The sequence below is a fragment of the Streptomyces sp. NBC_00442 genome (assembly GCF_036014195.1).
In the GTDB taxonomy this organism is placed as follows: domain Bacteria; phylum Actinomycetota; class Actinomycetes; order Streptomycetales; family Streptomycetaceae; genus Streptomyces.
In genome coordinates this window covers 1,749,561-1,763,870 of record NZ_CP107918.1, presented here as the reverse complement: position 1 = coordinate 1,763,870, position 14,310 = coordinate 1,749,561, and the positions used below count along the sequence as shown (strand labels likewise).

The 14,310-nt window shown below is 70.8% G+C and carries 16 protein-coding genes and 1 pseudogene; 15 read left to right on the top strand and 2 right to left on the bottom strand.

The annotated features are described in order from the left end of the window. Positions 1-93: 93 nt before the first annotated feature. Complete coding sequence (gene ftsH / locus OG432_RS07730) at positions 94-2,025, top strand: ATP-dependent zinc metalloprotease FtsH (RefSeq protein ID WP_328309068.1); 1,932 nt, start codon at positions 94-96, stop codon at positions 2,023-2,025. Positions 2,026-2,083: 58 nt separating this feature from the next. Here ftsH and OG432_RS07725 read toward each other — a convergent pair whose 3' ends face one another. Next, entirely contained in the window at positions 2,084-2,407 is a 324-nt protein-coding gene (locus tag OG432_RS07725; protein WP_328309066.1) for an ArsR/SmtB family transcription factor, read from the bottom strand. An 88-nt stretch (positions 2,408-2,495) separates the two neighbouring features. Here OG432_RS07725 and OG432_RS07720 point away from each other — a divergent pair, with 88 nt between their 5' ends. Continuing rightward, entirely contained in the window at positions 2,496-3,209 is a 714-nt protein-coding gene (locus OG432_RS07720; protein ID WP_328309064.1) for an SDR family oxidoreductase, read from the top strand. A 117-nt stretch (positions 3,210-3,326) separates the two neighbouring features. On the opposite strand, the gene OG432_RS07715 is transcribed toward OG432_RS07720, so the two are convergent. Next, positions 3,327-4,190: an SAM-dependent methyltransferase gene (locus OG432_RS07715; RefSeq protein ID WP_328309062.1), complete on the bottom strand. Its 864-nt coding sequence runs from the start codon at positions 4,188-4,190 to the stop codon at positions 3,327-3,329. Positions 4,191-4,401: 211 nt separating this feature from the next. Between OG432_RS07715 and proS the strand changes: the two genes are divergently transcribed. The 13 genes and pseudogenes from proS (at position 4,402) to OG432_RS07650 (ending at position 14,244) form a co-directional block, all read left to right on the top strand. Next, positions 4,402-5,814 (top strand): proline--tRNA ligase, encoded by a 1,413-nt coding sequence (gene proS, locus OG432_RS07710; RefSeq protein ID WP_328309060.1) that lies wholly within the window; start codon positions 4,402-4,404, stop codon positions 5,812-5,814. A gap of 303 nt (positions 5,815-6,117) precedes the next feature. Then, positions 6,118-6,720, top strand: a complete 603-nt coding sequence (locus OG432_RS07705) for a hypothetical protein (RefSeq protein ID WP_114040425.1) — start codon at positions 6,118-6,120, stop codon at positions 6,718-6,720. 239 nt (positions 6,721-6,959) lie between these two features. After that, positions 6,960-7,397 (top strand): 30S ribosomal protein S16, encoded by a 438-nt coding sequence (gene rpsP / locus OG432_RS07700; protein WP_328309058.1) that lies wholly within the window; start codon positions 6,960-6,962, stop codon positions 7,395-7,397. 2 nt (positions 7,398-7,399) lie between these two features. After that, complete coding sequence (locus OG432_RS07695) at positions 7,400-7,639, top strand: RNA-binding protein (RefSeq protein WP_030206382.1); 240 nt, start codon at positions 7,400-7,402, stop codon at positions 7,637-7,639. Between the two features lie 183 nt (positions 7,640-7,822). Then, entirely contained in the window at positions 7,823-8,431 is a 609-nt protein-coding gene (gene rimM / locus OG432_RS07690) for a ribosome maturation factor RimM (RefSeq protein ID WP_328309056.1), read from the top strand. Next, entirely contained in the window at positions 8,431-9,252 is an 822-nt protein-coding gene (gene trmD, locus OG432_RS07685) for a tRNA (guanosine(37)-N1)-methyltransferase TrmD (protein WP_328309055.1), read from the top strand. The genes rimM and trmD overlap by 1 nt, the downstream gene beginning before the upstream one ends. A gap of 126 nt (positions 9,253-9,378) precedes the next feature. Next, a complete protein-coding gene (rplS, locus tag OG432_RS07680) occupies positions 9,379-9,729 on the top strand; it encodes a 50S ribosomal protein L19 (RefSeq protein WP_328309054.1) in 351 nt (116 codons plus the stop codon). 56 nt (positions 9,730-9,785) lie between these two features. Next, positions 9,786-10,559, top strand: coding sequence for a signal peptidase I (gene lepB, locus OG432_RS07675; protein ID WP_328309052.1), 774 nt, complete (start codon positions 9,786-9,788; stop codon positions 10,557-10,559). Further along, positions 10,552-11,661, top strand: a pseudogene (lepB, locus tag OG432_RS07670) (signal peptidase I); the annotation flags it as partial. The gene lepB (OG432_RS07675) and the pseudogene lepB (OG432_RS07670), both read left to right, overlap by 8 nt. Next, positions 11,555-12,544 (top strand): signal peptidase I, encoded by a 990-nt coding sequence (lepB, locus tag OG432_RS07665; protein WP_443058558.1) that lies wholly within the window; start codon positions 11,555-11,557, stop codon positions 12,542-12,544. The pseudogene lepB (OG432_RS07670) and the gene lepB (OG432_RS07665), both read left to right, overlap by 107 nt. A 102-nt stretch (positions 12,545-12,646) precedes the next feature. Continuing rightward, the gene (lepB, locus tag OG432_RS07660) at positions 12,647-13,390 is read left to right on the top strand and encodes a signal peptidase I (RefSeq protein WP_328309048.1); all 744 of its coding nucleotides are present in this window, start codon (positions 12,647-12,649) and stop codon (positions 13,388-13,390) included. A gap of 4 nt (positions 13,391-13,394) precedes the next feature. Further along, positions 13,395-13,880 (top strand): NUDIX hydrolase, encoded by a 486-nt coding sequence (locus OG432_RS07655; protein WP_328309046.1) that lies wholly within the window; start codon positions 13,395-13,397, stop codon positions 13,878-13,880. Positions 13,881-13,935: 55 nt separating this feature from the next. Then, positions 13,936-14,244 carry a DUF2469 domain-containing protein gene (locus OG432_RS07650; RefSeq protein WP_003965949.1) on the top strand — a complete coding sequence of 103 codons (309 nt, stop codon included), beginning with the start codon at positions 13,936-13,938 and terminating at the stop codon, positions 14,242-14,244. The last annotated feature ends 66 nt before the right edge of the window (positions 14,245-14,310 follow it).

Below are 14,310 nucleotides of genomic sequence, written 5' to 3'. Positions count from 1 at the left end.
GCTCCGGCGCCGGTCGCCTCGTCGAGACCCGCCCGGAATGCCGTATTTATACGGGTCTCCAATAATGGCGCGTACCGGCCATGAGGAGAGCACGTGCCCACTTCCGTACCCCCGCGCGACCGCCCCGACCAGCCGTGGCGCTCGGAAGGGGCACCGCCGCCGCCCGCGCCGAAGAAGAAGATGCCCGGCGGCTGGGGCCGGCTCATCCTCACCGCCCTGATCGTCTACCTCATCGCCAACCTGATCCTGTCGTTCTTCAACGACGGTGACGAGAGAACCGTCTCGTACACCGAATTCAGCAAGCAGGTCGCGGCCGGCAACGTCTCGAAGATCTACGCCAAGGGCGACGCCATCCAGGGCAAGCTCAAGAACAAGGCGCCCGTCCCTTCCGGCGACGGCAGCGGCGACTACACGGAATTCACCACCCAGCGGCCCACGTTCGCCGACGACGACCTGTGGGCCCAGCTCACCAAGCAGAACGTCACCGTCACCGCCGAGCCGGTCGTCGAGCACCGCAGCTTCCTCGCCAACCTGCTCATCTCACTCGCCCCGATGCTCCTGCTCGTCGTCCTGTGGCTGTTCATCGCCCGGCGCATGAGCGCCGGCATGGCCGGCGGCGCGGGAGGGATGCTGGGCCGCAAGACCCCGCCCAGACCCGTCGAGATGGACGGCGGCAAGCGCACCACCTTCGAGGACGTGGCCGGCATCGACGAGGTCGAGGGCGAACTCAACGACGTCGTCGACTTCCTCAAGAACCCCGGCGCCTACCGGGAGATGGGCGCCAAGATGCCCGGCGGCGTCCTCCTCGCGGGCCCGCCCGGAACCGGCAAGACCCTGCTCGCGCGGGCCGTCGCGGGGGAGGCCGGGGTGCCCTTCTTCTCCGCCTCCGCCTCCGAGTTCATCGAGATGATCGTGGGCGTCGGCGCCTCGCGGGTGCGCGAACTCTTCGCCGAGGCCCGCAAGGTCGCCCCCGCGATCGTCTTCATCGACGAGATCGACACCATCGGCCGGGCCCGCGGCGGCGGCTCCGGCATGGGCGGCCACGACGAGCGGGAACAGACGCTGAACCAGATCCTCACCGAGATGGACGGCTTCTCCGGCTCCGAGGGCGTCATCGTGCTCGCCGCGACCAACCGGTCCGACGTCCTCGACCCGGCGCTCACCCGTCCGGGCCGCTTCGACCGCGTCGTCCACGTCAGCCCGCCCGACCGCGACGGCCGCGCGGCCATCCTGAAGATCCACACCCGCGAGATCCCGATGGCCGACGACGTCGACCTGGAGCAGGTCGCCCGCACCACCCCGGGCATGACCGGCGCCGACCTCGCCAACCTCGCCAACGAGGCGGCCCTGCTCGCCGTCAAACGCCAGCGCCGCGAGGTCGGCCAGGCCGACCTCTCCGACGCCCTGGAAAAGGTCCAACTCGGCGCCGAACGGCCCCTGGTGATGCCGTACGAGGAGCGCCGCCGCACCGCCTACCACGAGAGCGGGCACGCACTGCTCGGCATGCTCCAGCCCGGCGCCGACCCGGTCCGCAAGGTCACCATCGTGCCGCGCGGCCGGGCGCTGGGCGTCACCCTGTCCACGCCGGACGCCGACAAGTACGCGTACACCGAGGAGTATCTGCGCGGCCGGATCATCGGCGCCCTCGGCGGCATGGCCGCCGAGCGGATCGTCTTCGACGTCATCACCACCGGCGCCGAGAACGACCTCGAACAGGTCACCAACCTGGTCCGCGGCATGGTCGCCCGCTGGGGCATGAGCGAGCGCATCGGCCCGCTGGCCGCGCTGCCCAGCGACGCCCAGCAGGCCTACGGGCTGTCCGCGGCGCCCGGCACCCTGGACGCCATCGCCGCCGAGATGCGCCGCATCGTCGACGAGTGCTACGAGCAGGCCTGCCGGCTCCTGCGCGACAACCGCGACAAGCTGGACGCGCTCGCCGAGGCGCTGCTCGCCAACGAGACCCTGGAGGAGGCGGCCGCCTACCGTGCGGCCGGCATCCCCCGCCTGGCGAAGGCGGGAGCCTAGATGATCGATACCAAAGGGGCGGCGGATGGGTGGGGCGGGTTTCGGGGGATGTGCGGTGTCAGGTGGCCGGGGTGTCGAGGATGGCGCCGAGGAGGCCGGGGAAGCGAGTGTCGAGGTCGTCGCGGCGCAGCGTGACGGCCTTGTAGCGCCCGTCGCGGTGTTCGCGGGTGATGCCGGATTCACGCAGGACGCGCCAGTGGTGGGTGGCCGTCGACTTCGTCACGTCCAGCGGGAGGCTGCCGCAGCTGCGCGCGCCGGGGGACGCGGCCAGTTCGCGCACGATGCCCAGGCGCACCGGGTTGCCCAGTGCGGCAAGCACGTCCTCCAGTAGCAACTGCTCGCGGTCGGGGTGGTAGGCGGCCATGGTTTGAGCGTACGACATTCTCCGTACTGTCCGAATGGGCGCCTATTGAGTTCGACTGTACGATGAATTTCGTTCAGTCGTATCGATGTGAGTCCCGGAGCCCCCCATGCGCACTCCCACCACCAGCCGGCCCATTGCCATCGTCACCGCCGCGGGCCGCGGCATCGGCGCCGGAATCGCTCGGGAGCTCGCCTCCAGCCACCAGCTCGTGCTGTTCAGCCACGGCGCCGGTATCCACGACCTGGCCCTCGAACTGGGCGCTACCGCCGTCCAGGGCTCCCTCACCGAACCCGACGACCTCACCCGCCTGGTCGACACCACTCTTGAGCGGCACGGCCGCATCGACGCCCTGGTCAACGGCGCCGGCCACGCGACCAACGGGGACCTGCTCGACATCACCGACGCCGAGTGGCACGCCGGCCTGGACATGCTGCTGCTCAGCGTCGTGCGGATGGCTCGCCTGGTCACCCCGCACATGACGGCCGCCGGACGCGGCGCCATCGTGAACCTGTCCTCCTACACGGCGCTGGAACCGATGGGCCTCATCCCGCTCAACTCCAGCCTGCGCGCCGCCCTGAGCTCCTTCACCAAGCTCTACGCCGACCGCTACGCCGCAACGGGTGTGCGGATGAACAGCATCCTGCCCGGCTTCGTCGACAGCTGGCCCGCCGACCCCGATTTCCTCGCCCGCATTCCCGCAGGCCGCTACGCCACCGTCGCCGAGATCGGACAGCTGGCCGCCTTCCTCGTCAGCGACAACGCCGCCTACATCAACGGCGAAAACATCCGCATCGACGGCGGCGCGGCCCGCTCCCTCTAGACCATCGATGCTCAGCACCGCACACACCGGGCGGCGTGATCACCCGCGTCATGGACAGGGGGAGCGGCCGTGGGGCGGATCACCCAACTGCCGCCCCGCGGACCGGCGTTACGACCCTCAGGGTGTGCGGGCGATCAGATAGCGAAAGACATTGGGCATCCACACCGTGCCGTCGCGCCGGACATGCCCGTGGAGCGCCTCGATGAGCTCCTTCTCCACCTGGGCCTGGTCGGTGGCGCGGGCCGCCGCGTCGAAGGCGCCCGTCGAGAGCAGCCCCCGTATCGCGCTGTCCAGATCCGCGTACCCGAAGGGGCACGCCACCCGACCCGAGCCGTCCGGCTTGAGACCGGCCCGCGCCGCCACGTCCTCCAGGTCGTCGCGCCGGCTCGGCCGCCAGCGCGGGGCGTCGCTCAGGCGGGCGGTCAGCCGCGTCGCCACCCGCAGTACCCCCGACGTCGCACACCGCTCCGGCGGACCCCAGCCGACCAGCACCACCGGGCTGCCGCGCTCCGCGAGCCCCACGGCCGACGTCAGCGTGGGCACCAGATCCTCGGTGTCACCGGCCGCACAGCCGACGGGCTCGAACGCGGTGATCACGTTGTACGGGGTGTGACCGGGCCCAGCGGCGTCGCCGGGGCCGCCCGTCACGAGGCGGCTCGTGCCCGTCGCCGGCGCGCCGGAGCGGCCGGGCCGCGGCGTCAGCCGCTCGCGTGCCAGCGCGAGCCGCGCGGCACGCTCGGGACGGTCCACACCGGTCACCGCGGCGCCCCGCGACGCGGCCACCAGCAGCGCGAGCCCCGAGCCGCAGCCGAGCCCGAGCAGCCTGCTGGCCGGCCCGACGTCGAGACGCTGGTACGCCGCCTCGACGAGGGGGACCAGCATCCGTTCCTGGATCTCCGCCCAGTCCCGCGCGCGCTCGGACGAGTCCGCCACGGAGGCGGTAGTCGTGCGGGACTGATGCCGGACGAGCGTTGGTGTCATGGAAAGCGCCCCAATCCGCCGAGAGGTCAGTTGTGCCCTGAAGAACAGCCCCCCGTGAATGTCCGTACGCACTTCCCCCGTATGCCAGGGAACTCCGCATCCCGCCCCGCGTCCAGAGGGCGGAGGCATCCGGCACGCACAGGACGGGGCAGGGGCAGGGAGCGGAAAGGCGATTCACGCTCCGCCACCCTCGCGCCGTACCATGCGCGCCATGGCAAAGGCACCCGTTCTCACGCCCCAGGCGGAAGACTTCCCGCGCTGGTACCAGGATCTGATCAACAAGGCCGAACTCGCGGACAACGGTCCCGTGCGCGGCACCATGGTGATCCGACCGTACGGCTACGGCCTGTGGGAGCGGATGCAGCAGGAGATGGACGCACGCATCAAGGAAGCAGGCGCCCAGAACGCCTACTTCCCGCTCTTCATCCCCCAGTCTTACCTGACTCGCGAAGCTGAGCACGTCGAGGGCTTCGCGCCCGAGCTCGCGGTGGTCACGCACGGTGGCGGCAAGGAGCTCGAAGAGCCCGTCGTGGTGCGCCCCACCTCCGAGACGATCATCAACGCCTCCTTCTCGAAGTGGGTCCAGAGCTACCGCGACCTGCCGCTGCTCATCAACCAGTGGGCCAACGTGGTCCGTTGGGAAATGCGACCGCGTGTCTTCCTCCGTACGAGCGAATTCCTGTGGCAGGAAGGGCACACCGCCCACGCCACCTACGAGGACGCCCGCGACTACGCGGCCCGCATCCACCGGGACGTCTACGCCGACTTCATGATCAACGTCCTCGGCATCGACGTCGTGCTCGGCCGCAAGACCGCCAGGGAACGCTTCGCCGGAGCCATCAACACCCTCACCCTGGAAGGGATGATGGGCGACGGCAAGGCCCTCCAGATGGGCACGAGCCACGAACTGGGCACCAACTTCGCCAAGGCGTTCGACACCCGCTACCTGTCCAAGGAGGGCAAGCAGGAGCTCGTCTGGCAGACCTCCTGGGGCGTCTCCACGCGCATGGTCGGCGGCCTGATCATGTCGCACGGCGACGACAACGGACTGCGGGTGCCGCCCCGGCTCGCCGCCGTCCAGGTCGTCGTCGTGGCGATCAAGGGCGACGAGGCCGTCGCCAAGGTCCGCGAGGTCGGCGACCGCCTCAAGGCGGCCGGCCTGCGCGTCCAGGTCGACGACCGCGTCGACACCCCCTTCGGCCGCCGTGCCGTGGACTGGGAGCTCAAGGGCGTACCCGTACGCATCGAGATCGGCCCGCGCGACCTGGAGGCCGGCACCGCGATGCTGGCCCGCCGCATCCCCGGCGGCAAGGAGCCCGTCTCCCTCGACGCCCTCGCCGACCTGCTGCCCGCCGTCCTCGAAGAGGACCAGGCGCTGCTCCTGAAGCAGTCCCGCGAGCGCCGCGAGTCCCGCACGAGCGACGTCGCCACCGTCGGCGAGGCGGCCGAGGCCGCGATCGCGGGTGGCTGGGCGCGCATCGCCTGGGCCGACCTCGGACCCGAGGGCGAGGCCGAGCTCGCCGAACAGGCCGTGTCCGTGCGGTGCCTGGTCGCCGAGGACGGGTCGGTGCCCGACGCCGAGGACGCACCCGGTACGGTCGCCATCGTGGCCCGCGCCTACTGAGCCGTGGCCCGCGCCCTCCGAGGCGACCGCGATCCGGTCACTGGTGGCGCACAGGCCGCTACGAGTCGGCCGAAACCCCTCTTGCGTCCCCGTCGACAACGGCCGCCCCGGAGTGCGTACTTCATCTACACGCCGGGGCGTACACGCCGCTACGTCATACCTTGGTGTGAGCTGTGAGCCTTCTCCGCAGATCAGCGCACCCGCCCTCGTCCGCACGCATCAATGCCAACTGACGGGTACGAGCAAATTATTTGGGATGCCCCGGAATAGGAACACAGCGGCCCTGCGGCTCGTTGTCACGACGTGAGCACGACACCACCTGTTCTCGCCGCAGAGCTGGCGCAGGCGTGGGCCGACATTCAGCGGTACCACTCCGAGCTGCCGGACCTAGCCGCGCCCGAGTCCCTGATCGGAGAGTCGTCGTCCGCCTGCGGCGCCGAGCTCTCCTTCGAGCGACTGCTCCATGAGGCAGTCCACGGCATTGCCGCCGCCCGCGGTGTACGCGACACCTCCCGCGCCGGCCGCTACCACAACCGGAGGTTCCTGGCGATCGCCGAGGAGCTCGGCCTCGACCACCCGGAGGAACCGCACCCCAGCAGCGGCTTCTCCCTGGTCACGCTGAACGCCGAGGCCAGGCGCCGCTACCGACCCACCATCGAACGGCTGCAACGCGCGCTGAAGGCGCACACCGTCGCCACGGCCGCCGACACCAAGCGCTCCTTCCGCGGACCTGCCGCCCGGCACGGCTCATCCGGGGGCGGCGTGCGCGTCAAGGCGGTCTGCGACTGCGGGCGCAACGTACGCGTGGTCCCCTCCGTCCTGGCCCAGGCCCCCATCGTCTGCGGCGGCTGCGGCAAGCCGTTCCGCATTCCGGAAGGGGCCGAAGTGGTCGCCGCGGTCGGCTGACCGGCCCCGGGCCGGCCGCCGGCAGGGGCGGCGAGGCCCGGGGGAGCGGGCCACCGGGGGTGCATCACGGACCCCCGGCGTGCGCACTCCAGGCGTGTGGCACAATGGCTAGCTGTACTCGACAGCCGCACAGGAACCCTCTCGCCTCCGGCTGACGCGTCCATCGGGCATCCGAGTACCGCAACCCCACGTGGCATCTCATGTGCCCAACCACGTCAAGACCAGGAGACACCACTCCAGTGGCAGTCAAGATCAAGCTCAAGCGCCTCGGCAAGATTCGCCAGCCGCACTACCGCATCGTCGTCGCCGACGCCCGCACTCGCCGTGACGGTCGCGCGATCGAGGAAATCGGTCTGTACCACCCGACGTACAACCCGTCGCGCATCGAGGTCAACGCCGAGCGTGCGCAGTACTGGCTGTCCGTCGGCGCCCAGCCGACCGAGGCCGTCCTCGCCATCCTGAAGCTCACCGGTGACTGGCAGGCGCACAAGGGCCTTCCGGCCCCCGCGCCGCTGCTGCAGCCGGCGCCGAAGGAAGACAAGCGCGCTTCCTTCGAGGCCTTCGCCAAGACCCTCGAGGGCGACGACGCCAAGGGTGAGGCCATCACCCAGAAGGCGAAGAAGACCGAGAAGAAGGCGGACGAGGCCGAGGCCGCCGCCGAGTCGACCGAGGCCTGAGCATGCTCGAGGAGGCTCTCGAGCACCTCGTGAAGGGCATCGTCGACAACCCCGACGACGTGCAGGTCGCCTCGCGCAACCTGCGCCGGGGGCGCGTGCTGGAGGTCCGGGTCCATCCCGAAGACCTCGGCAAGGTGATCGGCCGCAACGGCCGTACCGCCCGTGCCCTGCGCACCGTCGTGGGTGCAATCGGCGGCCGTGGCATCCGCGTCGACCTCGTCGACGTGGACCAGGTCCGCTGACCAGTAGGGTCGCTTTACCTAGATACGCCGGCTCGGGCCGGGGAGGGCTTCTGGCCCTCCCCGGCCCGCAGTCGTATGCCGGGCCACAGGGGCACTCCCCGGCCATAGTGGTACGAAGGCCGCGGGCGCCCCGAGGACGCCGCCGGCCGCAGTTGTCCGCAGTTGTCCGAAGGAGAAACAAGCGTGCAGTTGGTAGTCGCGCGGATCGGCCGCGCCCACGGCATCAAGGGCGAGGTCACCGTCGAGGTGCGCACCGACGAGCCGGAACTGAGGCTCGGCCCCGGTGCCGTACTCACCACCGACCCGGCGCCGGTGGGCCCGCTGACCATCGAGACCGGACGGGTGCACAGCGGCCGGCTGCTGCTGCGCTTCGAGGGCGTGCGCGACCGCACCGCCGCCGAGGCCCTGCGCAACACCCTCCTCATCGCCGATGTGGACCCCGCGGAGCTTCCCGACGAGCCGGACGCGTACTACGACCACCAGCTCATGGACCTCGACGTGGTCCTCGCCGACGGCACCGAGGTCGGCCGCATCACCGAGATCACCCACCTGCCCTCGCAGGACCTCTTCATCGTGGAGCGCCCCGACGGGACCGAGGTCATGATCCCGTTCGTCGAGCAGATCGTCACCGAGATCGATCTGGACGCCCAGCGCGCGGTCATCGACCCGCCGCCCGGCCTGATCGACGACCGCGCCGAGATCGCCTCCGCGCGCGACGGGGCAACCGGCGAGGACGAGCCGGAGGAGCCCCGCGAGCCGAACGGGTCCGCCGGCGCCGGGGACGCGCACTGATGCGGCTCGACGTCGTCACGATCTTCCCCGAGTACCTCGAACCGCTGAACGTCTCCCTGGTAGGCAAGGCGCGGGCCCGCGGACAGCTCGACGTCCACGTCCACGACCTGCGGGACTGGACGTACGACCGGCACAACACCGTCGACGACACCCCCTACGGCGGCGGCCCCGGCATGGTCATGAAGACCGAGCCGTGGGGCGACTGCCTGGACGAGGCACTCGCGAACGGCTACGAGTCCGGCGCGAGCGGCCCCGTCCTCGTCGTGCCCACGCCCAGCGGCCGCCCCTTCACCCAGGAACTCGCCGTCGAACTGTCCGAGCGGCCCTGGCTGATCTTCACGCCGGCCCGCTACGAGGGCATCGACCGCCGGGTCATGGACGAGTACGCCACCCGGCTGCCCGTGTACGAAGTCTCCATCGGCGACTACGTCCTGGCCGGCGGCGAGGCCGCGGTCCTCGTGATCACCGAGGCCGTGGCCCGGCTCCTGCCCGGTGTCCTCGGCAATGCCGAGTCCCACCGCGACGACTCCTTCGCACCCGGCGCCATGGCCAACCTCCTTGAGGGGCCCGTCTACACCAAGCCCCCCGAGTGGCGCGGCCACGGCATCCCGGACGTCCTGCTCAGCGGCCACCACGGCAAGATCGCCCGCTGGCGCAGGGACGAGGCGTTCAAGCGCACCGCCCGGAACCGGCCCGATCTGATCGAGCGCTGTGAGGCCTCCGCCTTCGACAAGAAGGACCGCGAAACCCTCTCCATCCTCGGCTGGGCCCCCGAGCCCGGCGGCCGATTTTGGCGCAGGCCGAGTGACGTGGAACAATAGGCCGCTGCCGTACGCTCAGCCGGCGCCCCTGCCACAGGGGGAACGACGCCCGCCCTTCGCGCACAGCACCCCATTCATCTCGAATTCCGCTGATGACCTGTGGCATCAGTGAGGAAGTAGTCCGTCATGGCAAGCCTGCTCGACTCCGTCAACGCCGCCACGCTGCGCAGCGACGTCCCGGCCTTCCGCCCGGGTGACACCGTCAACGTCCACGTCCGCGTCATCGAGGGCAGCCGCTCCCGTATCCAGCAGTTCAAGGGCGTCGTCATCCGTCGCCAGGGCGCCGGTGTCTCCGAGACCTTCACGGTCCGCAAGGTCTCCTTCTCCGTCGGCGTCGAGCGCACCTTCCCGGTGAACTCCCCGATCTTCGAGAAGATCGAGGTCGTGACCCGCGGTGACGTCCGTCGCGCCAAGCTCTACTTCCTCCGTGAGCTGCGCGGCAAGGCCGCGAAGATCAAGGAGAAGCGCGACCGCTGAGCCCCGGCTCACACCCGCGCACGGGTCCGACGGCGGCCGGATAAGCTCTGGCCCCGATGGACACCGAAGCACAGCACACGGAGCGCGACCGCAGCGCCGACCCCGACCAGGGTCGGGCGCCGCGGCCGCGCTCCGCGCGTTTCACCGCCCTCACGGGCCACCTGGACGGCCCCTGGCGCAAAGCCGGGGCCCTCTTCGTGCTCTGCGTCGTGTTCCTGCTGCTGCTCAGCCACTTCGTCGTCCAGCCCTTCCTCATTCCCAGCGGCTCGATGGAACCGACGCTCAAGGTCGGCGACCGCGTCCTGGTGAACAAGCTCGCCTACCGCTTCGGCGACGCCCCCCGGCGCGGCGACGTCATCGTCTTCGACGGCCGCGGCTCCTTCGTGCAGGAAACGGACGACGGGAACCCGCTGGGGCGTGCGGTGCGTTCCATGGGAGCGGCCCTCGGACTCACCGAGCCCGCCGAGACCGACTTCGTCAAGCGCGTCATCGGCGTCGGCGGGGACCACGTGGTGTGCTGCGACGCACGGGGGAGGATCCAGGTGAACGGCACGGCCGTCGACGAGCCCTATCTGCACCCCGGCGACAGCCCCTCGCAAGTGCCCTTCGACATCGTCGTGCCCGACGGCACCCTGTGGGTGCTGGGCGACCACCGCTCCCGCTCCAGCGACTCGCGCGACCACCTGGGCGACCCCGGCGGCGGCATGGTGCCCGTGGACCGGGTCATCGGCCGGGCCGGCCTGATCGGATGGCCGCTGGACCGGTGGACGTCCCTCGAGAGCTCCGGCGCCTTCACGGACGTACGGGATCCCGGCGGGGGACATGGGTAGCCGCGGGCGGCCGCGCCCCGATGCCCGCGACCAGCCGCTGCCGACCGGAACCCGCCCCACCACCGAACCGCCCGCCGGCCGGCGCGGCCAGAGCGGCAGGGCCGAGCGGCGCAGGCTCGCCCGCCGGGTGAAACGGCGCAGACGCAGGTCGGCGGTGCGCGAGATTCCGCTCCTGATCACCGTGGCGCTGCTCATCGCCCTCGTCCTGAAGACCTTCCTCGTGCAGGCCTTCGTGATCCCGTCCGGCTCGATGCAGCAGACGATCACCATCGGCGACCGCGTTCTGGTCGACAAGCTCACCCCCTGGTTCGGCTCGAAGCCGGAGCGCGGCGACGTCGTGGTGTTCAAGGACCCCGGTGGCTGGCTCAAGGGCGAGGAGAAGACGTCCACGAGCCAGGACCCCGTCGTCGTCAAGCAGGTCGAGGAGGGCCTCACCTTCATCGGCCTGCTGCCGTCCGACAACGAGCAGGACCTCATCAAGCGCGTCATCGGCGTCGGCGGGGACACCGTGAAGTGCTGCGGCACGGACGGCAGGATCACCGTCAACGGCGTACCGCTCGACGAGCCCTACGTCTTCACACCCCCCACCGATCCGCCCACCCAAATCCAATTCGAGGTAAAGGTTCCCCAGGGCCGGATCTTCGTCATGGGCGACCACAGGACCAACTCCGCCGACTCCAGGTACCACCTGGACGACGGCCACCACGGCACCGTCCCCGTATCCGGGGTGGTGGGCCGCGCAGTGGTCGTGGCCTGGCCTTTCTCCCACTGGCGCAGGCTCGAAGTGCCGTCGACGTTCGGCTCGGTGCCCGCCGCGCCCGGCGCTATCGCGACGGCCGCGTCGCATAGGGTGGCGTCCCGGGATCCGGCGGCGGACCCCGACCAGGCGACCCAGCCCCCGACCCCTGCGGAACTCCCGCTCGTTATGGGAGTGGTGGGCCTGAGCCTCGTACGGGCCAGGCGGTGGCAACGAGTGAGGAGTGGATGTGGGGGATTTGGCGGTCGGCGCACGATCCGGACGCGAAGAGCCGGAGGAGCGGCCGGAGAACCAGCTCGCCGATTCCTCCCCGGGACCCGCGGCGGAGCACGTCCCCGGGGCGCCCGCGGGTGCTTCCGCGCCCGAGCACCGGGTGCCGGCGCAGGACGGCGGCCGCGGCGACGGAGGCCCCGGCGAAGAACCCGGTGACGGCGCGGGGCGCGCGCCCAAGAAGCCGCGCTCCTTCTGGAAGGAGCTGCCGCTCCTCATCGGTATCGCGCTGGTCCTGGCCCTGCTGATCAAGACGTTCCTCGTGCAGGCGTTCTCGATCCCGTCGGACTCGATGCAGGACACCCTGCAGCGCGGGGACCGGGTGCTCGTCGACAAGCTCACGCCGTGGTTCGGCGCGGAGCCGCAGCGCGGCGAGGTCGTCGTCTTCCACGACCCGGGCGGCTGGCTCGACGGCGAGCCCACCCCGACCCCGAACGCGGCGCAGAAGTTCCTCAGCTTCATCGGCCTGATGCCGTCCGCCGAGGAGAAGGACCTGATCAAGCGGGTCATCGCGGTCGGCGGGGACACGGTCGAGTGCAAGAAGGGCGGCCCGGTCACGGTCAACGGCAAGACCCTGAAGGAGCCGTACATCTACCCGGGCGACAGCGCCTGCGACGACAAGCCGTTCGGGCCGATCAAGGTGCCCGACGGCCGGATCTGGGTGATGGGCGACCACCGCCAGAACTCCCTGGACTCCCGCTACCACCAGGAGCTCACGGGCGGCGGTACGGTCTCCACCGACGAGGTCGTCGGCCGCGCCTTCACCATCGCCTGGCCGCTCAACCGCCTCGACTGGCTCGGTGTCCCCGACACCTTCGACCAGCCCGGCCTGAGCGCGATGGGCGCGACCGCGCCCGCCGCCGTCGGCCTCGCCGGCGCGGTGCCGATGGTGCTGTGGCGCCGACGCAAGCTCCTTCAAGCGCAGGTCAAGGCGGAAAGCCCGGTGGCCAAGGGCTGACCGGCGGGCGTACCGCCGGGTAGGGTGCGGTCCCGGATGTCGATCTCCGGGGTCCCGGGCGCCACACGCGTCCCGGGGCGCTGCCGGAAAGGGAGCGCTGCGATGAGCGGTAACGGACTGGACCACGACGGCCGCGGCCGGAGTCTCGGCAGTGTGCTGTCGGGGCTCGCCGTGGCCGTCGGCTGTGTCCTCTTCCTCGGCGGGTTCGCCTGGGGCGCCGTGCAGTACAAGCCGTACACCGTGCCCACCCAGTCCATGTCGCCGACCGTCAAGGCCGGCGACCGGGTGCTGGCCCAGCGCATATCCGGCGGCGACGTGCGCCGGGGCGACGTCGTGGTGTTCCAGGACAAGGCCTGGGCCAACGTGCCCATGGTCAAGCGGGTCGTCGGCATCGGCGGGGACACCGTGAAGTGCTGCGGCACGGACGGCCGGCTCACCGTCAACGGCACCCCGGTCGAGGAACCGTATCTGCACGGCAAGACGCCCGCATCGGGAACGCCCTTCACAGCCAAGGTCCCGCACGGGCAGGTCTTCCTGCTCGGCGACGACCGCTTCGTCTCCCTCGACTCCCGCGTCCACCTCGACGACGCCGCCAACGGCTCCGTCCCGCTGACCACGGTCACCGCCCGCGTGGATGCCGTCGCATGGCCCCTGGGCGGCATGCTGGAGCGCCCCTCGGGCTTCGCGCGGCTCCCCGGCGGCCTCTCACAACCCGGCCCGCTCAAACTCGTCCTGGGCGCCATCGTGATCGGTGTGGTGCTGATCCTGGCCGGCGCCGCCTACGGCCCGGTCGCCTCGCTCACCCGACGCCGCGGGACCCGTGCTTCCTCCACCGCGGGAAAATGAAGCCGTGACAGAGCTGCGCAAGGTCGCCCGGGTCGTCCTGCTCGACCCGCAGGACCGCATCCTCCTGATGCACGGCTACGAGCCCGAAGACCCCTCCGACACCTGGTGGTTCACCCCGGGCGGCGGCCTGGAGGGCGACGAGACCCGGGCCGAGGCCGCCCTGCGCGAACTCGCGGAAGAGACCGGGATCACCGACGTCGAGCTGGGTCCCGTGCTGTGGCGGCGCACCTGCTCCTTCCCCTTCGACGGGCGCCGCTGGGACCAGGACGAGTGGTACTACCTGGCCCGCACCAGCCAGACCGAGACCGCGCCGACGGCCCTGACGGAGCTGGAGCTGCGCAGTACCGCGGGTCTGAGGTGGTGGACCTCCGCCGAACTCCTCGCGGCGCGTGAGACGGTGTACCCGACCAGGCTCGCCGAGCTGCTGCGCACGCTGCTCGACGAGGGTCCTCCGCACGCGCCGGTGGTCCTGGCCCCGGAAATCGTTTAGGGGCCGGGGCGGCTGACGCACAATAGGGGGACGCACGGCTGAAGGGGAACATGCCATGAGCGCCGAGGACCTCGAAAAGTACGAGACCGAGATGGAGCTGAAGCTCTACCGGGAGTACCGCGACGTCGTCGGTCTTTTCAAATACGTGATCGAGACCGAGCGGCGTTTTTACCTCACCAATGACTACGAGATGCAGGTGCACTCGGTCCAGGGCGAGGTGTTCTTCGAGGTGTCGATGGCGGACGCCTGGGTCTGGGACATGTACCGGCCGGCCAGATTCGTCAAGCAGGTCCGGGTCCTCACCTTCAAGGACGTGAACATCGAGGAGCTCAACAAGAGCGACCTCGAACTGCCGGGAGGCTGAACCGGGGGCCGCTGAGGCTCGCCGGGGCCGGGCAGGGCAGGGCCGGGCGTCACTCCGGCACGCGGG

Coding starts and splice junctions, on each gene's coding strand:
- OG432_RS07720 (WP_328309064.1), top strand. CDS start 2,496: ATGCGCACTCCCACCACCAGCCGGCCCATTGCCATCGTCACCGCCGCG.
- proS (WP_328309060.1), top strand. CDS start 4,402: ATGGCAAAGGCACCCGTTCTCACGCCCCAGGCGGAAGACTTCCCGCGC.
- OG432_RS07695 (WP_030206382.1), top strand. CDS start 7,400: ATGCTCGAGGAGGCTCTCGAGCACCTCGTGAAGGGCATCGTCGACAAC.
- OG432_RS07725 (WP_328309066.1), bottom strand. CDS start 2,407: ATGTCGTACGCTCAAACCATGGCCGCCTACCACCCCGACCGCGAGCAG.
- lepB (WP_328309048.1), top strand. CDS start 12,647: ATGAGCGGTAACGGACTGGACCACGACGGCCGCGGCCGGAGTCTCGGC.
- rplS (WP_328309054.1), top strand. CDS start 9,379: ATGGCAAGCCTGCTCGACTCCGTCAACGCCGCCACGCTGCGCAGCGAC.
- lepB (WP_328309052.1), top strand. CDS start 9,786: ATGGACACCGAAGCACAGCACACGGAGCGCGACCGCAGCGCCGACCCC.
- OG432_RS07650 (WP_003965949.1), top strand. CDS start 13,936: ATGAGCGCCGAGGACCTCGAAAAGTACGAGACCGAGATGGAGCTGAAG.
- OG432_RS07715 (WP_328309062.1), bottom strand. CDS start 4,190: ATGACACCAACGCTCGTCCGGCATCAGTCCCGCACGACTACCGCCTCC.
- trmD (WP_328309055.1), top strand. CDS start 8,431: ATGCGGCTCGACGTCGTCACGATCTTCCCCGAGTACCTCGAACCGCTG.